Origin of the sequence: Pseudomonas sp. GM30 (assembly GCF_000282275.2) — a bacterium.
Taxonomy (GTDB): Bacteria; Pseudomonadota; Gammaproteobacteria; order Pseudomonadales; family Pseudomonadaceae; genus Aquipseudomonas.
On sequence record NZ_AKJP02000030.1, the window covers coordinates 44,810 to 59,589 of the forward strand.

20 protein-coding genes are annotated in these 14,780 nt (G+C 58.1%); 14 read left to right on the plus strand and 6 right to left on the minus strand.

What is annotated here, in order from left to right:
• The first annotated feature begins 192 nt into the window (after positions 1 to 192).
• Together PMI25_RS29240 and PMI25_RS23675 are read left to right on the plus strand one after the other, a co-directional pair.
• Positions 193 to 456, plus strand: a complete 264-nt coding sequence (locus PMI25_RS29240) for a hypothetical protein (RefSeq protein WP_150113667.1) — start codon at positions 193 to 195, stop codon at positions 454 to 456.
• A gap of 37 nt (positions 457 to 493) precedes the next feature.
• Complete coding sequence (locus PMI25_RS23675; RefSeq protein ID WP_007961211.1) at positions 494 to 949, plus strand: DUF2214 family protein; 456 nt, start codon at positions 494 to 496, stop codon at positions 947 to 949.
• Positions 950 to 1,173: 224 nt separating this feature from the next.
• Here PMI25_RS23675 and csrA read toward each other — a convergent pair whose 3' ends face one another.
• Positions 1,174 to 1,368 carry a carbon storage regulator CsrA gene (gene csrA / locus PMI25_RS23680; RefSeq protein ID WP_003179932.1) on the minus strand — a complete coding sequence of 65 codons (195 nt, stop codon included), beginning with the start codon at positions 1,366 to 1,368 and terminating at the stop codon, positions 1,174 to 1,176.
• A gap of 250 nt (positions 1,369 to 1,618) precedes the next feature.
• On the opposite strand from csrA, the gene PMI25_RS23685 reads away from it, so the two are divergent.
• Positions 1,619 to 1,987: an SPOR domain-containing protein gene (locus PMI25_RS23685; RefSeq protein WP_007961212.1), complete on the plus strand. Its 369-nt coding sequence runs from the start codon at positions 1,619 to 1,621 to the stop codon at positions 1,985 to 1,987.
• 86 nt (positions 1,988 to 2,073) lie between these two features.
• Entirely contained in the window at positions 2,074 to 2,985 is a 912-nt protein-coding gene (locus tag PMI25_RS23690) for a siderophore-interacting protein (RefSeq protein WP_007961214.1), read from the plus strand.
• Between the two features lie 54 nt (positions 2,986 to 3,039).
• Here the strand turns inward: PMI25_RS23690 and PMI25_RS23695 are convergent, their stop codons facing one another.
• The 3 genes from PMI25_RS23695 to PMI25_RS23705 all read right to left on the minus strand — a co-directional run bounded on the left by PMI25_RS23695 (position 3,040) and on the right by PMI25_RS23705 (position 5,291).
• Complete coding sequence (locus PMI25_RS23695) at positions 3,040 to 3,729, minus strand: endonuclease (RefSeq protein ID WP_007961223.1); 690 nt, start codon at positions 3,727 to 3,729, stop codon at positions 3,040 to 3,042.
• Positions 3,730 to 3,733: 4 nt separating this feature from the next.
• A complete protein-coding gene (locus PMI25_RS23700; RefSeq protein WP_371917862.1) occupies positions 3,734 to 4,003 on the minus strand; it encodes a DUF1654 domain-containing protein in 270 nt (89 codons plus the stop codon).
• Between the two features lie 199 nt (positions 4,004 to 4,202).
• Positions 4,203 to 5,291: an asparaginase gene (locus PMI25_RS23705; protein ID WP_007961231.1), complete on the minus strand. Its 1,089-nt coding sequence runs from the start codon at positions 5,289 to 5,291 to the stop codon at positions 4,203 to 4,205.
• 349 nt (positions 5,292 to 5,640) lie between these two features.
• Between PMI25_RS23705 and PMI25_RS23710 the strand changes: the two genes are divergently transcribed.
• The 8 genes from PMI25_RS23710 to PMI25_RS23745 all read left to right on the plus strand — a co-directional run bounded on the left by PMI25_RS23710 (position 5,641) and on the right by PMI25_RS23745 (position 13,280).
• On the plus strand, positions 5,641 to 6,096 hold the full coding sequence (locus PMI25_RS23710) for a hypothetical protein (protein WP_007961233.1): 456 nt from the start codon (positions 5,641 to 5,643) through the stop codon (positions 6,094 to 6,096).
• 201 nt (positions 6,097 to 6,297) lie between these two features.
• Positions 6,298 to 7,254 (plus strand): sugar ABC transporter substrate-binding protein, encoded by a 957-nt coding sequence (locus tag PMI25_RS23715; RefSeq protein WP_007961235.1) that lies wholly within the window; start codon positions 6,298 to 6,300, stop codon positions 7,252 to 7,254.
• Between the two features lie 58 nt (positions 7,255 to 7,312).
• The gene (locus tag PMI25_RS23720) at positions 7,313 to 8,866 is read left to right on the plus strand and encodes a sugar ABC transporter ATP-binding protein (RefSeq protein WP_007961237.1); all 1,554 of its coding nucleotides are present in this window, start codon (positions 7,313 to 7,315) and stop codon (positions 8,864 to 8,866) included.
• Entirely contained in the window at positions 8,863 to 9,840 is a 978-nt protein-coding gene (locus tag PMI25_RS23725; protein WP_007961238.1) for an ABC transporter permease, read from the plus strand. The genes PMI25_RS23720 and PMI25_RS23725 overlap by 4 nt, the downstream gene beginning before the upstream one ends.
• Before the next feature lie 3 nt (positions 9,841 to 9,843).
• The gene (locus PMI25_RS23730) at positions 9,844 to 10,863 is read left to right on the plus strand and encodes a LacI family DNA-binding transcriptional regulator (protein ID WP_007961240.1); all 1,020 of its coding nucleotides are present in this window, start codon (positions 9,844 to 9,846) and stop codon (positions 10,861 to 10,863) included.
• 24 nt (positions 10,864 to 10,887) lie between these two features.
• Entirely contained in the window at positions 10,888 to 11,805 is a 918-nt protein-coding gene (gene rbsK / locus PMI25_RS23735) for a ribokinase (protein ID WP_007961241.1), read from the plus strand.
• A complete protein-coding gene (gene rbsD, locus PMI25_RS23740) occupies positions 11,802 to 12,206 on the plus strand; it encodes a D-ribose pyranase (RefSeq protein WP_007961243.1) in 405 nt (134 codons plus the stop codon). The genes rbsK and rbsD overlap by 4 nt, the downstream gene beginning before the upstream one ends.
• A 45-nt stretch (positions 12,207 to 12,251) precedes the next feature.
• A complete protein-coding gene (locus PMI25_RS23745; RefSeq protein ID WP_007961245.1) occupies positions 12,252 to 13,280 on the plus strand; it encodes a nucleoside hydrolase in 1,029 nt (342 codons plus the stop codon).
• 33 nt (positions 13,281 to 13,313) lie between these two features.
• Here PMI25_RS23745 and PMI25_RS23750 read toward each other — a convergent pair whose 3' ends face one another.
• The gene (locus PMI25_RS23750; RefSeq protein WP_007961246.1) at positions 13,314 to 13,526 is read right to left on the minus strand and encodes a hypothetical protein; all 213 of its coding nucleotides are present in this window, start codon (positions 13,524 to 13,526) and stop codon (positions 13,314 to 13,316) included.
• Positions 13,527 to 13,658: 132 nt separating this feature from the next.
• On the opposite strand from PMI25_RS23750, the gene PMI25_RS23755 reads away from it, so the two are divergent.
• Together PMI25_RS23755 and PMI25_RS23760 are read left to right on the plus strand one after the other, a co-directional pair.
• Positions 13,659 to 13,964 carry a hypothetical protein gene (locus tag PMI25_RS23755; RefSeq protein WP_007961247.1) on the plus strand — a complete coding sequence of 102 codons (306 nt, stop codon included), beginning with the start codon at positions 13,659 to 13,661 and terminating at the stop codon, positions 13,962 to 13,964.
• 168 nt (positions 13,965 to 14,132) lie between these two features.
• Entirely contained in the window at positions 14,133 to 14,450 is a 318-nt protein-coding gene (locus PMI25_RS23760) for an I78 family peptidase inhibitor (protein WP_007961248.1), read from the plus strand.
• A 72-nt stretch (positions 14,451 to 14,522) separates the two neighbouring features.
• On the opposite strand, the gene PMI25_RS23765 is transcribed toward PMI25_RS23760, so the two are convergent.
• A complete protein-coding gene (locus tag PMI25_RS23765) occupies positions 14,523 to 14,735 on the minus strand; it encodes a cold-shock protein (protein WP_003179963.1) in 213 nt (70 codons plus the stop codon).
• Positions 14,736 to 14,780: the final 45 nt, after the last annotated feature.

The following is a 14,780-nucleotide window of genomic DNA, read 5'->3' on the forward strand; positions in this document are numbered from 1 at the left end:
CTGCTGGGCGGTCTAGAAGGGCTCACCGAAAGGTGGGCCCTTTTTTGTTGTCTGCGATTTGCCGGAGCCGTGGTTCAGGCGCTTGCCTCGGTATCTTCAGATCGTTCGTTACCCTGGGTGCTTAGCGTGTTTCGAAATAACACGAACTGCTGATATGGCGTTCTGTTCTCTTATTGGATCCGTCGAAAAAGTGTGGATATTGAACGGGTTACCCGCATTTTTAACCGACCGGTTATCAAAAAAATGTTGTTGCTGATCGTGAACTTCAGTAACATCTGCCCCGCGTTCACCACCACGGTTTATGCATTTTTAAATCCCAAGCTTCCATCAGCTGCTTGGGATTTTTTTTGCCTGCGATTTGGCGGATTCCCCGCTCTGTCTCCTTGCTTCCTGCGCGAAGCTTTCCAGTCCCACAGTTGTGTGCGGGCGAAACCGGTTTTTTTCGACTACTACTGACTGGCGTTTTCCAGGGCTTTCTCAAAGGAGTTCGTCGATGCTGGTTCACTGGTTGCTTGCCGCTATTCATCTATTGGCTTTTGCCTTGGGCTTCTGGGCTGTGTTGACCCGTGGCACGGCGTTCAGTCGTCTGGCTGCTGGCGTCGGTGAGGCGAAGCGAGTACTGCTTGCGGATAATCTGTGGGGGATTGCCGCGCTGACTCTGCTGATCACTGGCGGTATGCGTGCTTTTGGCGGATTTGAAAAGGGCACTGACTACTATCTGCATCAGCCGCTGTTCCATTTGAAGATGACGTTGTTCGTGCTGATTCTTCTGGCAGAGCTGGCGCCGATGATCACGTTGGTCAAATGGCGGATAGCATTGGCGCGGGGCAAGGCGTTCGATATCGGGCGTGCAAAGCTGTATGCACGGATCAGTCACGTCGAGGCGCTGCTGTTGGTATTGATGGTGATTGCAGCCACCGGCATGGCGCGCGGCGTGACCTTCGGCTAGCAGGGAGCAATTCTCTGTGTTCTCTCGGAAATGTCTGACAGCCAGGCTTGGCAGTCGCAGGTAGTATCGCGCTGCAGGAGAGGGGGCGGGAGCGCATGAAGCGGAGAGAGGGATGTGTCAGGCGCCGTGCCCAGCGGACTGGGGAGCGGATGGCAGTACGGCGCGTGAATCTTTAGCCAGTCTTGCGCGAAGGCAAACGGACTGGCTACTGACGGCGGGGTGGCTCAGGGCGTTTGTGGCTTGTCCGGGGCGGTCAGGCCAGCCTGAATGCGCTGATAGATCTCTTCACGGTGCACGGCGACGTTTTTCGGGGCGTTGATGCCGATACGGACTTGCTGACCGCTTACGCCGAGGATGGTGATCGTAATGTCATCACCAATATTTATGCTTTCACCGACTTTGCGGGTGAGTATCAGCATGGTCTTCTCCTTGATTGCTTTGTAGGGCACCTGATTCAGACAGTGCAGAGGTCGGTGGTACGTATAGATTAGTGCGAAGTCTCACGGTTTGGGTGCCTCTTTCTGACGCGCAGATGCGGCATTAATTCCCAGGGCGTAACTATACAGAGGCTGCAATCATCAATCTCGTTGTTTTGTGCCCATTTTGCGGGCCTCGCCAAGTATTTATGAATGTTAAGATCGCCGCTTTGTGATTTTCGAGGAAAGCGTTGTGCGCAAACTGGTCTGGATGGTCGCGGCACTGGCATTGGCGGGATGTGGTGAAGGCAAAAGTGTAGACGTGCAGAAGCCGAAAACGGCAGTCGCGGCCGCACCTGCGGCGGCGTCCGCCCCGCAATGGGACCTCGAAGTACGCGGTGAAACACCTCAGGCTGTCAGTGACCTGAGTGGCTGGTTGATCGAGCATGCGTTCGTGCCGACCGTGATCAAGGACACCGGCGGCAAGACCCGGATCCTGATTGGCCCGTTCAACTCTCAGGCCGAGGCGCAAGCACGCAAAGTAGAGGTGGATGCGGCATTGGTGAAAGCCAAAAAGCAGAACGTCGAATCGGTGCTTGTCGAGCATCCGCTCGCGCCGTAAGTAGTACTTTCAGCGGAGCGGCCTAAAGGACATCGCAGGCGATTCGTCTTATACGAGTCAATCACGATTTCTCGAAGGAGCTCCGCATGGCCTCCGCCGCTCCCTACAAACTCTTCAATGCGGTTCTGCACCGCAAGACGCTGTTGAGTCCGCACATGATGCGGATCACGCTCGCCGACCCTTCGATAGGTGGCATGGCCACCTGGGCGCCGGATCAGCGGGTCAAACTGTTCTTTCCTGCTGAGGATGGATCGCCTGCAAGTCTTGCGCAGGAGGAGGGCTGGTACGCGCGTTTTCGTTCGATGCTGGCGAGCCGGCGGCCAGCAATGCGCACCTACACCATTCGTCATTTGCGCGCCGATCAGGGCGAGGTCGACATCGATTTTGTCCTGCATGGCGAGACCGGTCCCGCATCGCGCTGGGCGCTGCGTGCGCAGCCGGGAGCGTCGATGCAGATTCTTGCTCCCGACAGTAATTTCTCGGCACAGGACGCCGGAGGGTTCGAATGGAAACCGCCGCAGCTGCTCAAGGAGGTTTTGCTGGTGGCGGATGCCACGGCGTTACCGGCCGCCATGGGTATTCTTGACGAGTTGGCGGCCATGGCTGAACCGCCTCAGACTCGGGCGTACTTTGAAGTAGACAGCGCGTCAGACATGCTCTCGGTGCCGGATTGGCCTGGGCTGTCGGTGCAGTGGCTGGTTCGCGATCAGGCGCCAGAAGTAGTGGCTGGAGCGCTGATGGTAGAGGCGGTGCAACAGGCTTTCCTGCCGGCAGAGGATTCCTCGGTCGGGCAAGCCGCCGAACTCGCCGAAGTCGATATCGACAAAGACATCCTCTGGGAGATCGCCAACACGGCTCCTGAAGGATTTTATGCCTGGATTGCCGGAGAAAGCGCGGCAGTCATGCGTCTGCGCAAATACCTGATCAAGGAGTGCGGTATCCCCCGCGAGTCACTCAATCTGATGGGCTACTGGCGCTACAACAAGGCTGGCAGCTAAAAATAAAAAAGGCCTCGAACATCACGTTCGAGGCCTTTTCTTTTGGCTGAAGAATCAGCCGCAGGCTTTGAGGTTTACCGGGCCGACAAATTCATTGCCGCGCCCCATCACGCACGCCACGCTCTGATTGCGTTGACGTTCCCAGTCCTGCACCGGGTAAGTCTTGTCCCACGCTTCGTACAACTGCCGATCCTGTTTCGACAGGCGCAATCCGTACTGCTTGCTCATGTAGAAATAGGTGCGCGCGATCATGCCGCGAATCGACGGGCGCGGCATGACCTTCTTGGCCTTGAAGTCGACCTGAGTCAGGCACGAGCCGTACTGCCCGGATTGCACCGGTAGCCAGCCATAACTGAAATTGCTGCGATCACCGTTGACCTCGCCAATGCTTGGCACCAGGTTGTGCAGGTCGGCTTCGGCTTTCTGATAGCTCGGGTCATAGCGGGTGCAGTTCTTGCGCCCGCCCGATTGCCAGCATTGACGCTGGTGACCGAACTCCCACGCCGGGACGATGTGCTCCCATTCGATGCGCGAGGCGCGCTTGGCATTTTTGCGCGGCACGTAACCGCATGCCTTCAAGTCCACCTTGTTGCCGGTGTACTTGCACCCGCAGTAAAACTCGGTGGACTGCGGTGCATAGAGTTTCCAGGCGACTTTCTTGGCCTCGGTAAAAGTACGGGGCGCGCCCGCCTGGGCGCCACAGGCGATGAACAACAACAGCAAAGCAAAACAGCGGACACTCATTGAATCAATCTTCCTTCGGCACAACCCAAAAAATCTGCACGCCGCCATCGTCGCGATAGGCGAGGGTGACGTTGTCGTTCTCGTCGATTTCCTCGAGCAGTTGCTCCCATGCATCCACAGGCTCGTCCGGCAGACGGAAGATCAAGGCGGCTTTGGCTTTTTGTGCGGTAGGGGAATTGATGATTTTCTGAACGCGCATGCCCATGCGTTCGTAAGCGTCAGGAGCATCAGGAGAGGTGGCCACGAGGTTATCCTTATTAAGCTGTACGGGCATACAGTATTTAACTGTAAGCATTTTCGCAACTGCTTAAAATTCAAGAAAATCCTCTGACAGCGCTTTTCCGATTTTGGTGTAAGTCGGGTCGATTATTTTGTGCGAAAAAGTCGCGCATGGCGTAGGTGGCAGCACCACCCGCCGTGCGGGCGAGTGGTGAGCAGGTTGCCCGAAACGGAAAGGCTCAGGCGAAGGTCAATCAATATTCCCAGAACATCCGTTGCAGCTCTTTGCTGTCGTTGGTTTTGGTCAGGGCGACCATGACCAGGATGCGGGCCTTCTGCGGATTCAGGTCGTGAGCGACCACCCAGTCGTACTTGTCGTCAGGCTGCTCGGCGTTACGCAGGACGAAACCGCCGGCGTTGACGTGGGACGAACGGATGATCTGCACGCCGTCTTTACGCAGGGCTTGCAGGCTCGGTACTACGCGCGAAGACACCGAACCGTTGCCGGTACCCGCGTGGATGACGGCTTTGGCGCCGGCCTGGGCCAGGGCCTTGTAGGCGGTGTCGTCGACGTTGCCGTAGGAGTAGGCGATTTCTACGTCAGGCAGGCTTTTGATGTTCTTGATGTCGAATTCCGAATCCATGGTGTGACGCTTGGCTGGCAAGCGGAACCAGTAGGATTTGCCTTCAACCACCATGCCCAGCGGACCCCAAGGGCTTTTGAACGCCTCGGTCTTGATGTTGATCATTTTGCTGACGTCGCGACCGGACTGGATCTCGTCGTTCATGGTCACCAGCACGCCTTTGCCGTGCGCTTCTTTGCTGCTGGCCACGGCGACGGCGTTGTACAGGTTGAGCATGCCGTCCGCCGACATGGCGGTGCCCGGACGCATCGAGCCGACCACGATGATCGGCTTGTCGGTCTTCTCGACCAGGTTCAGGAAGTACGCGGTTTCTTCCAGGGTATCGGTACCGTGGGTGATGACGATGCCATCGACGTCCTTGCTGTCGGCCAGTTCCGAGACACGCCGACCCAGTTGCAGCAAGTTGTCGTTGGTGATGCTTTCCGAAGCGATCTGCATGACTTGTTCGCCACGCACGTTCGCCAGTTTGCTCAGTTCGGGGATGCCGGCGATCAGCTGTTCAATCCCGACTTTGGCCGCTTGATAGGTGGCGCTGTTGGCTGCATTGGCGCCGGCACCGGCAATAGTGCCGCCCGTGGCAAGCACTACGACGTTGGCGAGTTTGGTCTGGGTTTCGACTTCTTTTGCCTGAAGAGCGGTAGGCAGGAGCAGGAGGAGGGCCAAAGCGCCCGGAACCAAGGTGTTGAAAGCAGATTTCATTATTTTTCTCTCTAGTAGTGAGACGGTGCTGATGCAGGTTCATCTAGATGCGCCCCGAGCCGATCTGAATGCCCGGGGTGCAGGCTAGGGAGCAGGATCTATACCAGCGCTACTTTGCTTTAGAGAAATGTTTAACTTCATGATTTACATCAAGATTTTATGAATTGTCCATCGATGCGGCGAATGATGTGGCCGGGTTTCCGAACAAAGGAAGTTTTCGCGTTCGGTTCACCGAAAGGGACTACGCCTCCTGTCGAACGAAACGTCTTGTCGGTTTCAGGTTTTCTGCTAAAGAAACCCGTGAGCAAGCCGATGGCTGTTGAAGGAAACGTTCATTTAGGGAGTTCACATGTCACTGACGATCGGTTTTTCCAATCCCGGCTCAGTCACCATCGGCGGTAAAACCGCAGCGACAATCAATGCAATGAGCCAAGCGGAAGCGGACGCGTCCGACAAGGCGCTTGGCGTTGAAAAAGAACCGAGCAATCAGGTCCGAACCGGTGGTCCCGCGCAAGAAGCCAGCCAGGCGGATAGCGCTGACAGCGGCGATAATCTGAGCGTCACCGTGAAAATGTTGCTCAAGCGCATGCAGGAATTGCAGAAGCAACTGCAGGAGCAGCAACAGCAACTGGCGGCGGCTCAGGCTGCGAGCTATCCGACACCGGAGGCCAAGTCGCAGGCGGTCATGTCCGTCCAGGGACAGATTGCGCAAACCAGCGGAGAGCTGATGCAAGTGGCGGCGGCGCTGGTCAAGGAAATGACCAAGGATTCCACCAGCGGCAACCTGGTCAGCACTACGGCGTAAGCAGCAAGGGGCGAATCAGATGATTCGCCCCGCAACTCAACGACGATTTCTGATTGTTGACAAATGGCGGCGGGATTCGCATAGTTCGGTCTACGCAAACGTTTGCGCGGCTTCTCCGGTGCATCATTATCCGAAAGACGGCGCTGAAGCTTACGCCAGCGCGAGCGTTGCTCACAATAATCATAAGATCGGAGTGAACCCATGAAGCTGCCATTCGCTGGACGTCTTCTTGCTGTCGCTATGCTGGCTGCCGCAGCCGCCGCACTACCTGTCTCTTCGGCCTTCGCCGAGTCCCCGGAAAAACCCAAAGTTGCACTGGTCATGAAATCCCTGGCCAACGAATTCTTCCTGACCATGGAAGACGGCGCCAAGGCCTATCAAAAAGAACACTCCGCCGACTTCGACCTGATCTCCAACGGCATCAAGGACGAGACCGATACCGCTGGCCAGACCCGTATCGTCGAGCAGATGATTCTGGCCAAGGTCAACGCGCTGGTCATCGCCCCGTCCGATTCCAAAGCCATGGTGCCGGTGATCAAGAAAGCCGTCGATGCCGGCATCACCGTGATCAACATCGACAATCAGCTCGATCCGCAGATCGTCAAAAGCAAGAACATCAGCGTGCCCTTCGTAGGCCCGGACAACCGCAAAGGTGCGCGTCTGGTCGGCGAATATCTGGCCAAGCAACTGAAGGCCGGTGACCAAGTCGGCATCATCGAAGGCGTGTCCACCACCACCAACGCCCAGCAACGCACCGCAGGCTTCAAGGATGCGATGGACGCGGCACAGATCAAAGTTGTTTCTTTGCAATCCGGTGACTGGGAGATCGACAAGGGCAACAAGGTTGCTGCTTCGATTCTCAGCGAATACCCGGATGTAAAGGCGCTGCTGGCGGGTAACGACAGCATGGCCGTTGGCGCTGTTTCCGCTGTGCGTGCTGCCGGCAAGGCGGGCAAGGTACAAGTGGTCGGTTACGACAACATCAATGCGATCAAGCCGATGCTCAAGGATGGTCGTGTGCTGGCGACGGCCGATCAGTTCGCTGCCAAGCAAGCCGTGTTCGGTATCGAGACCGCGCTGAAAATCCTCAAGGGCGAAAAAGTCGACAGCGGCGTCAATGGCGTGATCGAAACGCCAGTCGAGCTGGTCACCAAGTAAGTCTTCCGGCGACACAACGGCGCTCGTCCGTCCGGGCGAGCGCATGGAGAATTTTTTTATGTCAGTTTCCGCCCCGAACGCTGTCCTCTCGGTCAGCGGTATCGGTAAGACCTATGCGCAGCCGGTGCTCACGGGCATCGACTTGACGTTGATGCGCGGTGAAGTGCTGGCGCTGACCGGTGAGAATGGCGCCGGTAAAAGTACGCTGTCGAAGATCATTGGTGGTCTGGTTACGCCTACCACCGGTCAGATGCAATTCCAGGGCAAGGACTACCGTCCGGGCAGTCGCACCCAGGCCGAAGAGCTTGGCGTGCGCATGGTCATGCAAGAACTCAACCTGCTGCCGACCCTGTCGGTGGCGGAAAACCTGTTTCTCGACAACCTGCCGAGCAATGGTGGCTGGATCAGTCGCAAGCAATTGCGCAAAGCCGCGATCGAAGCCATGGCGCAGGTCGGTCTCGATGCCATTGACCCGGACACTCTGGTGGGTGAACTGGGGATCGGGCACCAGCAAATGGTCGAGATCGCACGCAACCTGATCGGCGATTGCCATGTGCTGATCCTCGATGAGCCGACTGCGATGCTCACCGCCCGCGAGGTGGAAATGCTCTTCGAGCAGATCACCCGCCTGCAGGCGCGTGGCGTCTCGATCATCTATATCTCGCACCGCCTCGAAGAGCTGGCGCGCGTCGCGCAACGCATTGCTGTGCTGCGCGACGGCAATCTGGTCTGCGTCGAACCGATGGTCAACTACAACAGTGAGCAACTGGTCACCTTGATGGTCGGTCGCGAACTGGGCGAACACATCGACATGGGCCCACGCAAGATCGGCGCCCCGGCACTGACGGTCAAGGGCCTGAGCCGTTCCGACAAGGTGCGCGATGTTTCCTTCGAAGTGCGTGCCGGCGAGATCTTCGGGATTTCCGGGCTGATCGGGGCAGGGCGCACGGAATTGCTGCGACTGATCTTCGGCGCCGATCTGGCCGACAGCGGCACGATTGCGCTGGGTTCGCCGGCGCAGGTGGTCAGTGTGCGTTCGCCGGTGGATGCAGTGAACCATGGCATTGCCTTGATCACCGAAGACCGAAAAGGTGAAGGCCTGCTGCTCAGTCAGTCGATCAGCGCCAACATCGCCCTGGGCAACATGCCGGAGATTTCCAGGGCAGGAATCGTCAATGCCAGCGACGAAATTTCCCTGGCGCAGCGTCAGATCGACGCCATGCGTATCCGCAGTTCCAGTCCCACTCAACTAGTGTCGGAATTGTCCGGCGGCAACCAGCAGAAAGTGGTGATCGGCCGCTGGCTGGAGCGTGATTGCTCGGTGCTGTTGTTCGACGAACCGACCCGCGGCATCGACGTCGGTGCCAAGTTCGATATCTACGCCTTGCTGGGCGAGTTGACGCGTCAGGGCAAGGCGCTGGTAGTGGTGTCCAGTGACCTGCGCGAACTGATGCTGATCTGCGACCGGATCGGTGTGCTGTCGGCAGGGCGTTTGATCGATACCTTCGAGCGCGACAGCTGGACCCAGGATGATTTGCTTGCCGCCGCGTTCGCCGGCTACCAAAAACGTGATGCGTTGCTCAATGAAGCGGCGCCTAGGGATCTCCCATGAAAACTGCATCTTCCGCCGGCAAACGTAGTGGCAATTTCTACGGTCTGGGCACCTATCTGGGCCTGGCCGGCGCCCTGTTGGCGATGGTGGCGCTGTTCTCGATGATGAGCAGCCACTTTCTGTCTTATGACACTTTCAGCACGCTGGCCAACCAGATCCCCGATCTGATGGTGCTGGCGGTGGGCATGACCTTTGTACTGATCATCGGCGGCATCGACCTGTCGGTCGGTTCGGTGCTGGCACTTGCCGCCTCGACAGTCAGCGTGGCGATTCTCGGCTGGGGCTGGAGCGTGTTGCCGGCCGCGTTGCTGGGTATGGCGGTGGCGGCACTGGCGGGTACGGTGACCGGTTCGATCACTGTGGCGTGGCGCATTCCGTCGTTCATCGTTTCGCTCGGTGTGCTGGAAATGGCCCGTGGCCTGGCGTATCAGATGACCGGTTCGCGCACCGCGTACATTGGTGATTCGTTCGCCTGGCTGTCGAACCCGATCGCGTTCGGTATCTCGCCGTCGTTCATCATTGCCTTGCTGGTGATCTTCATCGCGCAAGCGGTGCTGACCCGCACCGTGTTCGGTCGTTACCTGATCGGTATCGGCACCAACGAAGAGGCGGTGCGTCTGGCCGGGATCAATCCAAAACCGTACAAGATTCTGGTGTTCAGCCTGATGGGGCTACTCGCGGGGATCGCCGCGCTGTTCCAGATTTCCCGTCTGGAAGCGGCGGATCCGAATGCTGGCTCCGGCCTGGAGCTGCAAGTGATTGCCGCTGTGGTTATCGGTGGTACCAGCCTGATGGGTGGCCGTGGTTCGGTGATCAGTACCTTCTTTGGTGTGCTGATCATTTCGGTACTGGCCGCCGGTCTGGCGCAGATCGGGGCGACCGAGCCAACCAAGCGCATTATCACCGGTGCGGTGATTGTCATCGCGGTGGTACTCGATACCTATCGCAGCCAACGCGCCAGTCGACGGGGCTGACAGATGGCAACGATCAAGGATGTGGCGGCGCTCGCGGGAATTTCCTACACCACGGTTTCTCACGTGGTGAACAAGACGCGCCCGGTCAGTCAGGAAGTGCGGTTGAAGGTCGAGGCGGCCATCAAAAGCCTCGACTACGTGCCGAGTGCGGTGGCGCGTTCGCTGAAAGCCAAGACCACTGCGACCATTGGCTTATTGGTACCGAACAGCCTCAACCCGTATTTTGCCGAGTTGGCGCGGGGCATCGAGGATTACTGCGAGCGTAACGGCTACTGCGTGATCCTCTGCAACTCTGACGACAATCCGGAAAAACAGCGCAGCTATTTGCGCGTGCTGCTGGAGAAGCGCATTGACGGTCTGATCGTCGCCTCTGCGGGTGGCGACATCGGGCTCGCGCAAGGGCTGGCCGGGGTGAAAACGCCGATGGTCATCGTCGACCGCGGGCTGGATGGCGTCGACGCCGATCTGGTGCGCATCGACCACGAATATGGCGCTTATCTGGCGACGCGGCACCTGTTGGAGCTGGGCCATCGGGACATCGCCACCATCGGTGGTCCGTCGAGCACCAGCGTGGCGCAAATGCGTCAGGCCGGTTTTTGTCGGGCGCTGCAGGAGGCGGGCATCAAGGTACGGGCCGAGCGCATGCTGGAAAGCGATTTCACCAGCACCGGTGGTTACAGCGCGGCAGCGATCCTGCTTGAAAGCAATCCGCCGAGTGCGATCTTCGCCGGTAACGACATGATCGGTATCGGTGTACTGCGCGCGGCGGCCGAGCGCAATGTGCGCGTGCCAAGCGAGCTGTCGGTGATCGGCTTCGATGACATCCAGATGAGTCGCTACGTGTACCCGGCGCTGACCACCGTTGGCCAGTCGATCCTGCAGTTGGGTGAGATGGCGGCCGAAGTGTTGCTGCGAAGGATTGCTACCCCGAGTCTGGCCACCGATCAACGGATCGTGACCCCGAGTATTGTCTTGCGCGAATCGACTGCGCCGCTGTCCGGCGTGTTTACCGAGTACCGCTGAAACCGAATTGACGAGTAGCGATGTATGCCAGCAAATGTAGTGGTAATAGGCAGCCTGAACATGGACCTGGTGACCCGGGCGCCACGGCTGCCCAAGGGCGGAGAAACGCTGATCGGTCATTCCTTTGCCACCGTGTCCGGCGGCAAGGGCGCCAATCAGGCTGTCGCTGCTGCGCGCCTCGGGGCGCAGGTGGCAATGGTCGGCTGTGTTGGCAACGATGACTACGGCGTGCAATTGCGCGACGCATTGCTGGCCGAGCAGATCGATTGTCAGGCGGTGAGCACGGTCGAAGATTCCAGTGGCGTGGCGCTGATTGTGGTCGATGACAACAGTCAGAACGCCATTGTGATCGTTGCCGGCGCCAACGGTGCAATGACCCCGGCGGTGATCGACCGCTTTGATGCAGTGCTGCAGGCGGCCGACGTGATTATCTGCCAGCTCGAGATCCCGGATGCAACGGTAGGGCATGCGCTCAAGCGTGCACGTGCGTTGGGCAAGACGGTGATCCTCAATCCGGCGCCGGCCAGTCGTCCGCTACCGGCAGACTGGTTTGCCGCCATCGACTACCTGATCCCCAACGAAAGTGAAGCATCCGCGTTGAGCGGGTTGCCGGTCGATTCGCTGCAAAGCGCAGAAAGCGCTGCCAACCAGTTGATCGCAATGGGCGCGGGCAAGGTCATCATTACCCTCGGTGCGCAAGGTTCACTGTTTGCCAATGGCAAAGGTTTCGAGCACTTCCCGGCGCCAAAGGTGCAGGCGGTCGATACCACCGCCGCGGGCGATACCTTCGTCGGCGGGTTTGCCGCGGCGCTCGCCAGTGGCAAATCCGAGGCCGAGGCGATCCGGTACGGGCAAATCGCTGCAGCGCTGTCTGTGACCCGGGCCGGCGCACAACCTTCCATTCCAACCATGTCCGACGTACAGGCGTTCAAACCCGCATGAAAAAGACTCCTCTGCTCAACGTCGCGTTGTCGCGTCTGATCGCCTCCCTGGGCCATGGTGACATGGTGGTTATCGGTGACGCCGGACTGCCGGTGCCACCGGGTGTTGAATTGATTGATCTGGCGCTGACCCACGGCGTTCCGGATTTTGTCAGTACCCTGAAAGTCGTGCTCAGCGAGATGCAGGTGGAAAGCCATGTGCTGGCCAACGAAATTCTCGACAAGCAGCCGACCGCCCTGGTCGCGCTGGACGAGCTGCAGGAAGAGGGTGCCCTCGGTCGGCGCGATCTGCTGACGCATGAGCAATTCAAGGTTCTCAGCCGACAGGCGCGGGCGATTGTTCGTACAGGCGAATGTCAGCCGTACTGCAACGTCGTGCTGGTAGCCGGCGTTACGTTTTAACCGGGTTTTCGACCCTTACATTTTCATCAGCACAAGGAATGCGCCATGCACCGCTATGCTCAAAAACTGCATCAATTGCTTCGGAGTCTGCTGCTTTTGTCTTTTATCTCCGCCACCGGCGCTCAGGCCGCTGAAAAGATCGACCTGATCATCGACACCGACCCAGGTGCCGACGACGTGGTCGCTTTGCTGTTCGCCCTGGCTTCGCCGGACGAACTGAACATTCGTGCACTGACTACCGTGGCCGGCAACGTGCGCCTCGACAAGACTTCGCGTAACGCGCGTCTGGCCCGCGAGTGGGCAGGGCGCGAAGACGTTCCGGTGTATGCCGGTGCACCAAAGCCACTGATGCGCACGCCGATCTATGCCGAGAACATCCATGGCAAGGAAGGCCTGTCGGGTGTCACTGTGCATGAGCCGAAAAAGGGCCTGGCCGAAGGCAATGCAGTCAACTACCTGATCGACACCCTGAAAAAAGCCAAGCCGCACAGCATCACCATCGCCATGCTTGGCCCACAGACCAACCTGGCGCTGGCGCTGATCCAGGAGCCGGAGATCGTTAACGGCATCAAGGAAGTGGTGGTCATGGGTGGTGCGCACTTCAATGGCGGCAACATCACCCCGGTGGCCGAGTTCAACCTGTTTGCCGACCCGCAAGCGGCAGAAGTGGTGCTCAAGAGTGGCGTGAAACTGACCTACCTGCCACTGGACGTGACTCACAAGATCCTCACCAGCGACGCACGCCTGAAGCAGATTGCCGCGCTGAACAACAACGCAAGCAAGATTGTTGGCGACATCCTCAACGAGTACATCAAGGGCGACATGGAGCATTACGGCATCCCGGGTGGCCCGGTACATGATGCTACCGTCATTGCGTACCTGCTCAAGCCTGAGCTGTTCACCGGTCGCTCGGTCAACGTTGAGGTGGATAGTCGCGAAGGTCCGACTTTCGGCCAGACCATCGTTGACTGGTATGACGGTCTGAAGGCGCCGAAGAACGCCTTCTGGGTGGAAAATGGGGATGCTCAAGGCTTCTTCGATCTGCTAACCGAGCGTCTGAAGCGCTTGAAGTAAGGCTGTGACCCGCAGGTGCCAGCCTGCGGGTTTTTATTTTCTCTCGGTGTCCTGCGTGCTCTCGTCGTCATGCTGGTACCGCTCGAACACTTGGGCGATAAACGTTTGTGCGCCCTGGGTTCCCATCGTCTTGACCAGCAAGTCGATACTGATCAAAGCCAACTCTTCCGGACTGCCCGGGCTATACGAACTGTGCCCTTTAGGCCAAAGAACCTTGATATCGGCGTTGATGCTTACGGTGCTCATGAGTGCGCTCGAAAAGTCGGGAATGTCTGCGTCCGAGTTAACCACTTTGGCGGGCGTTTGGCACTGCGACTTAGGCATGAGCGCGTCGCTATGCGACACTTGGTCTTTTCTGGCTGATCCAAGGAATGTGCTGTGCAGATCGATTTGAACACCCCCGACGGCCTCACACTCGACGCTGTGCGCCAGTTGCTGGCGTCGGCCAGCGATGATGTGCACACGCAGCTGCGTGTGACCAAGGGTGGGATTGCCTATATTTCTTCCGGTGTGACCGGCGGTCAGGATATTGATGGCCTGCTGTTTCGCCTGGAGACCTGGGCCAAGGGCTCGGGGTATGTCGGCAATGTCGCGGCCAGTGATGAAGTCTGGGTGATGCAGATTTTCAACGCGCTGAAAGACAATTGGCCGAATCCACCGCTCGATTACATCGACGTCTATTGAGCTTCGTTAATATTCGGTGACGATTGCGTGAGGATGCGATGCGCGCACTTCAGGCAGACTCAGCGCTTTTCTGGATCGTGGGGCAGGGTGACAGCACTGGTTGTGAAACCAAACGCCGAATTGGCGGTCGCACGATCTCAGCTTAACCATTTGAAAGAAGGAGGCTTCATGCCTTTGAAGTTCGCGTCTCTGGGTGCACTTATGGCCGTTGCCATGTTGGCCGGTTGCAGCACAACCTCCAGCGAGTCGGCAAAGGATCCTGTGGCGACCGATGCCGGTCATAGCCGCTGTGAAGCAAAGGCAGCGGAATTTGCCATCGGTAAAAAGGCTTCGCCGGAACTGCTCGATCAGGCTCGTGCCAAGGCTGGCGCGCAAAACGCCCGCTTCCTCAAGCCAACCGACATGATCACTCTGGAGTACCGTTCCGATCGCTTGAATCTGAACACCGACAACAACCTGGTGGTCACCCGCGTCAACTGCGGCTGATCACACAGCGCTTTTGTTGCAGGCATAAAAAACCCCGTCACATGGACGGGGTTTTTTTAGTGCGCCGGGAAATTACTCTGGGCGAACTTGTGCAGCTTGCATACCCTTTTGGCCTTTCTCAGCCACGAAGGAGACGGTCTGGCCTTCTTTCAGGCTTTTGAAACCGTCGGATTCGATAGCTTTGAAGTGTACGAACAGGTCGTCACCGCCACCTTGAGGAGTGATGAAGCCGAAGCCTTTTTCATCGTTGAACCATTTAACGGTGCCGGTTTGGCGATTAGACATGGTGTATCTCCAAGAAACATATATTTTCAGTAGTACTGTGCTGCT

Bases quoted from the DNA above. Each gene is read 5' to 3' on its own strand.
- PMI25_RS23675 (WP_007961211.1), top strand. From the start codon at position 494: ATGCTGGTTCACTGGTTGCTTGCCGCTATTCATCTATTGGCTTTTGCC.
- csrA (WP_003179932.1), bottom strand. From the start codon at position 1,368: ATGCTGATACTCACCCGCAAAGTCGGTGAAAGCATAAATATTGGTGAT.
- PMI25_RS23690 (WP_007961214.1), top strand. From the start codon at position 2,074: ATGGCCTCCGCCGCTCCCTACAAACTCTTCAATGCGGTTCTGCACCGC.
- PMI25_RS23695 (WP_007961223.1), bottom strand. From the start codon at position 3,729: ATGAGTGTCCGCTGTTTTGCTTTGCTGTTGTTGTTCATCGCCTGTGGC.
- PMI25_RS23700 (WP_371917862.1), bottom strand. From the start codon at position 4,003: ATGCCCGTACAGCTTAATAAGGATAACCTCGTGGCCACCTCTCCTGAT.
- PMI25_RS23705 (WP_007961231.1), bottom strand. From the start codon at position 5,291: ATGAAATCTGCTTTCAACACCTTGGTTCCGGGCGCTTTGGCCCTCCTC.
- PMI25_RS23710 (WP_007961233.1), top strand. From the start codon at position 5,641: ATGTCACTGACGATCGGTTTTTCCAATCCCGGCTCAGTCACCATCGGC.
- PMI25_RS23715 (WP_007961235.1), top strand. From the start codon at position 6,298: ATGAAGCTGCCATTCGCTGGACGTCTTCTTGCTGTCGCTATGCTGGCT.
- PMI25_RS23720 (WP_007961237.1), top strand. From the start codon at position 7,313: ATGTCAGTTTCCGCCCCGAACGCTGTCCTCTCGGTCAGCGGTATCGGT.
- PMI25_RS23725 (WP_007961238.1), top strand. From the start codon at position 8,863: ATGAAAACTGCATCTTCCGCCGGCAAACGTAGTGGCAATTTCTACGGT.
- PMI25_RS23730 (WP_007961240.1), top strand. From the start codon at position 9,844: ATGGCAACGATCAAGGATGTGGCGGCGCTCGCGGGAATTTCCTACACC.
- rbsK (WP_007961241.1), top strand. From the start codon at position 10,888: ATGCCAGCAAATGTAGTGGTAATAGGCAGCCTGAACATGGACCTGGTG.
- rbsD (WP_007961243.1), top strand. From the start codon at position 11,802: ATGAAAAAGACTCCTCTGCTCAACGTCGCGTTGTCGCGTCTGATCGCC.
- PMI25_RS23745 (WP_007961245.1), top strand. From the start codon at position 12,252: ATGCACCGCTATGCTCAAAAACTGCATCAATTGCTTCGGAGTCTGCTG.
- PMI25_RS23750 (WP_007961246.1), bottom strand. From the start codon at position 13,526: ATGAGCACCGTAAGCATCAACGCCGATATCAAGGTTCTTTGGCCTAAA.
- PMI25_RS23760 (WP_007961248.1), top strand. From the start codon at position 14,133: ATGCCTTTGAAGTTCGCGTCTCTGGGTGCACTTATGGCCGTTGCCATG.
- PMI25_RS23765 (WP_003179963.1), bottom strand. From the start codon at position 14,735: ATGTCTAATCGCCAAACCGGCACCGTTAAATGGTTCAACGATGAAAAA.